Origin of the sequence: Kitasatospora sp. NPDC048545 (assembly GCF_040651155.1) — a bacterium.
Lineage (GTDB): Bacteria > Actinomycetota > Actinomycetes > Streptomycetales > Streptomycetaceae > Kitasatospora.
In genome coordinates this window covers 1-3901 of sequence record NZ_JBEZIQ010000138.1, presented here as the reverse complement: position 1 = coordinate 3901, position 3901 = coordinate 1, and the positions used below count along the sequence as shown (strand labels likewise).

At 67.9% G+C, this 3901-nt stretch carries 1 protein-coding gene and 2 pseudogenes; 2 read left to right on the top strand and 1 reads right to left on the bottom strand.

The features are described 5' to 3' along the window. Positions 1-92: 92 nt before the first annotated feature. Positions 93-1165, bottom strand: a pseudogene (locus tag AB0D10_RS45885) (IS630 family transposase). 416 nt (positions 1166-1581) lie between these two features. Here AB0D10_RS45885 and AB0D10_RS45880 point away from each other — a divergent pair. Beyond that, positions 1582-3264, top strand: a complete 1683-nt coding sequence (locus AB0D10_RS45880) for an IPT/TIG domain-containing protein (RefSeq protein WP_360268947.1) — start codon at positions 1582-1584, stop codon at positions 3262-3264. A gap of 460 nt (positions 3265-3724) precedes the next feature. Further along, positions 3725-3901, top strand: a pseudogene (locus tag AB0D10_RS45875) (IS630 family transposase); the annotation flags it as partial.

The following is a 3901-nucleotide window of genomic DNA, read 5'->3' as shown; positions in this document are numbered from 1 at the left end:
CGTCCGAGTACTTCGACGGACGTCCCACCTGGACTTCCCTTCCTGGATCGACAAGATCCAAGTGTCAGGGTGTCCACGTCACGGGGCAAAGCTCAGTCGGCGCCTTCAGCGTTGCAGCTCAATTGGTTCTCGTCGAGGGTGCAACGGACCTGTCGGCCGCGGAAGTAGCCGCGGGCGATGTGGGGTTGGCGCTGGCGGCGGCGAAAGAAGCGGCGGGCTTCGGCGGCCAGCTCGGCCTGGTCCCGGGCCCGGCTGCTCATCGGCAGGCTGCGCTTGAGGTCGGCGTTGACCAGTTCGTCGGGGTTCAGCTCGGGCGAGTACTACGGCAGGAAATGCAGCTCGACCTGGTCGGCGTGGTCGGCCAGCCAGACGCGGACCTTCCGCGAGCGGTGGGCCGAGTGCTGGTCCGCGACGAGGTGAACCTTGCGGTCGAAGTGCCCGGCGAGCCGGTCGAGGAAGCGGCACATGACCTTCGCGTCGAACGTCTCGGTGAAGACCATGAAGTGTATGCGGCCCTTGGTGCTGATCGCGGACGTGGCGTTGACCGAGAACCGGTTGCCACTCCGGCACACGACCGGGGTGCGGCCCCGCTCGCCCCAGGTGCGGCCGGTGACCTGGTCGGAGCGGATGCCGACCTGGTCGGCGAACAGCACCTCGGCGCCCTCGGCCTTCGCCTTCACTCGGATCGCGGGCCAGGTCTCCTCCAACCAGGTGCGGACCGCCTCGGGGTGGTCCTGCTCGACAGCCCGCTTGTCCGGCCGCTGGAACGACAGTCCCCATCGCCGCAGGTACTTGCCCACCCCCTGCTCGGTCAGCCGGACCCTGTAGAGCCTCGCGATCAGCGCACCGACCTGGGAGCGTGTCCACATCCGGGCGGCAAGCCCAAGCTCACAGGGCTGGTGGTCGAGCACGGCCTGCCGCACCGCCGCCCGCTCGGCCTCCGACAGCACCTGATGCTCCCCGACCCGGCGACCACGCGGTCGGCCGATCAGCGCTTCACGCCCGCCGGCCAGCCACTTCGCCCACCAGCCGTCCACCGCCTTCAGCGACACCCTGAACATTGCCGCGCGATGTCCTCGCGGTCCCGGCCCTCCACGAGCGCGGCCACCGCCCGCAGCCGCACCGCTTCCTGCGCTGACGGTGACAAGTGCCGCGCGTCCCCCACCAGTTCACTCACGCAGGGTTCAACGACTCAGAACCCCAACCGTTTCGGTCAAATATCGATCTTGCGCATCAATCGGTCGATTCATCAACACTGCGGTGCGGTGCAGGCGGTTGCCGCGGCTATCTCGACCGCAAACAGCGAAATCGGGTAATGGCCCTTGAAGTTCGACTGGATCGGGAAATGCCTGGCCGCAGGGGCCGGGCGCTCGAGTCGACTCCCGGTAAAGCGATAACCGTAAAATCGGACATATGGCGATGAATGTTAAAGACCTGCACCGGGAGGGTACTTCGCGCAGTGTCTGTATTTCGCCGGTCCGGTCTCGGCCCGGTCGCCTGCTTGCTGCCGGCCCATGCGGTTGAGCAGACATTTCCGCGTCGGGACAAGATCGTTCCGCCTACCTCACCTCAGGGAGTGTCATGTTCACCCTTCCATCGCGTTCGCCGGTGCGTGCGCAGGTGCGCGGCTCCGGGTTGAGTGCCGCGTTCGCAGCAGGGACCGCCATTCCCGTGGGCGACACACCCGAGGGAGTCGCTCTCACGCCCGATGCGGCCCGTGCCTATGTGGCCAACCGGGGTTCGAACACGGTGAGTGTGATCGACACGCTCACCGACACCGTCACCGACACCATCCCCACCGGAGCCGGTCCCACCTTCCCGGCGATCAGCCCGGACGGCACCCGGGCGTACGTGACCATCTTCGACGATGGTCTGGTCAGCGTGATCGACACCGCCACGAACGCCATCGTCGCGGACATCGCCGTAGGGGCGGGAGCGACGAGCGTAGCGGTCACCCCGGACGGCACCCGCGCCTACGTGACACGGCAGACCACGAACACGGTGAGTGTGATCGACACCGCCACCAACACCGTCACCGCCACCATCACCGTCGGCGACGGGCCGACCGGCGTGGTCATTACCCAGGACGGGGCGCGCGCCTACGTCGCGTGTCTCGCCTCGGCTGCCGTCAGCGTGATCGACACCGCCACCAACACCGTCACCGCCACGATCCCCGTCGCCATCGTCCCCATCCTGCTGGCGCTCACCCCCGACGGCGCCCACCTCTACGTCACGAGCGTCGGTACCTCCACGGTGAGCGTGATCGACACCAACACCAACACCGTCACCGCCACCGTCGGCGTGAGTGCCCAACCGCGCTTCGTGGCAGTGAGCCCGGACGGTACCCACGCATACGTGGCCAACTCCGGCCCGGGCACGGTGAGTGTGATCGACACCGTCACCAATACCGTCGTCGAGAACATCGGTGTGGGAGACGAACCCACGGCCATCGCGGTCTTCCCCGACGGGACACACGCCTACGTGACCAACACGCTCGCGGGCACTGTCAGCGACATGGCAACGACCGTGGTCCCCGACCGAGGGTCCACAGCCGGCAGGACCACCGTGACTCTCACCGGTCACCACCTGGCCAATGCCACCGCCGTGCACTTCGGCACCGCCCAGGCCGCTATCACCGCCAACACAGCGACCTCGCTGACCGTCACCACCCCCGCCGGATCCGGTGCCGTCCCCGTGACAGTCACCACCCCGGGCGGCACCGGCACCCTCGGGTCCTTCTACTACGCGCCGTTCCCCGCCCTCACCGGTATCAGCCCCTCCGCGGGCCCTGCCGCAGGCAGCGACGATGAGATCGTCATCACCGGCCGAAACCTCGCTGGAGCCATCGACGTGTACTTCGGCTCCACCCGAGCCGTCATCCAAACCGTCTCCGACACCCAGATCACCGTCAGGGCCGCCGGCGCCCCGGTACCGGGCGGCACCGCCGTCACCGTGATCACGCCCGGCGGCACCACCGACGGCCTGTCCTACACCTACCTCGACCCGTCCACCGTCACCGGAGTCAGCCCCAACACCGGACCGGCCACCGGCGGCACCGAGGTGACCATCACCGGCACCGGCCTGGCCTCCACCGACCAGGTCACCTTCAACGGCACCCCGGCACCCTTCGCGGTCATCTCCGACACCACCCTGACCGCCACCAGCCCGCCCAGCGGCACCGACGGCACCGTCGACGTCACCGTCACAGGCCCCGGCGGCAACCCCGCCGGAACGTTCACCTACTCGACCGAACCCAACATCTGACCGCACCCCTCCCTACGCTCCCGGCCGGCTCTCCACCGCTCGCAGCACGGGGGTCGGGCACCGTGATCGCTGCGACGTCGAGGCGGGCGGCCATGTCAAGGTTCACCTCGCCGTACGGACGTACATGAGACCAGAACAGCGGCGTCAGGCCGCGCCGGTCGGCCGGGGTGAGCAGGTCCGCCCACCCCGGCTCGTCCAGGACGTCCTGCAACATCAGGGTGTTTACCTGTTGACTGAACTACCGAGAGAGTTTCCGCAGTTCAGCGGACAGCTCGCGAAGCGGGTGGCTATGGTCCCGGCTCGGAAGATTTCAAGTCCAGTGAGACGGTCGTGACGCTATGAGGTTTGTGGTGTGGGTCCCTGCGCTTGGCGGGGTCGTTGATCCACGCTGTTCGCCGGGTTGGTGGTCGCGGCGTTTGGATGTCCGGTGACGTCCGTTCCTCCGATTGCTGAGGGTATGGTGGCTGAGCCTGTCCGTGTGCGCAGGTTGACCGACCAGGACGGGCAGAAGCTGCAGCAGATCGTGCTCCGGGGCAGCACCGGTTCGGTGCGCTACCGGCGGGCGATGATGTTGCTGGCCTCGGCCGGCGGGAACCGGGTGCCGGTGATCGCCCAGTTGGTGCAGGGCGGACGAGGA

Excerpts from the sequence above, each read along its gene's own strand:
- AB0D10_RS45880 (WP_360268947.1), top strand. The coding sequence starts at position 1,582 with ATGTTCACCCTTCCATCGCGTTCGCCGGTGCGTGCGCAGGTGCGCGGC.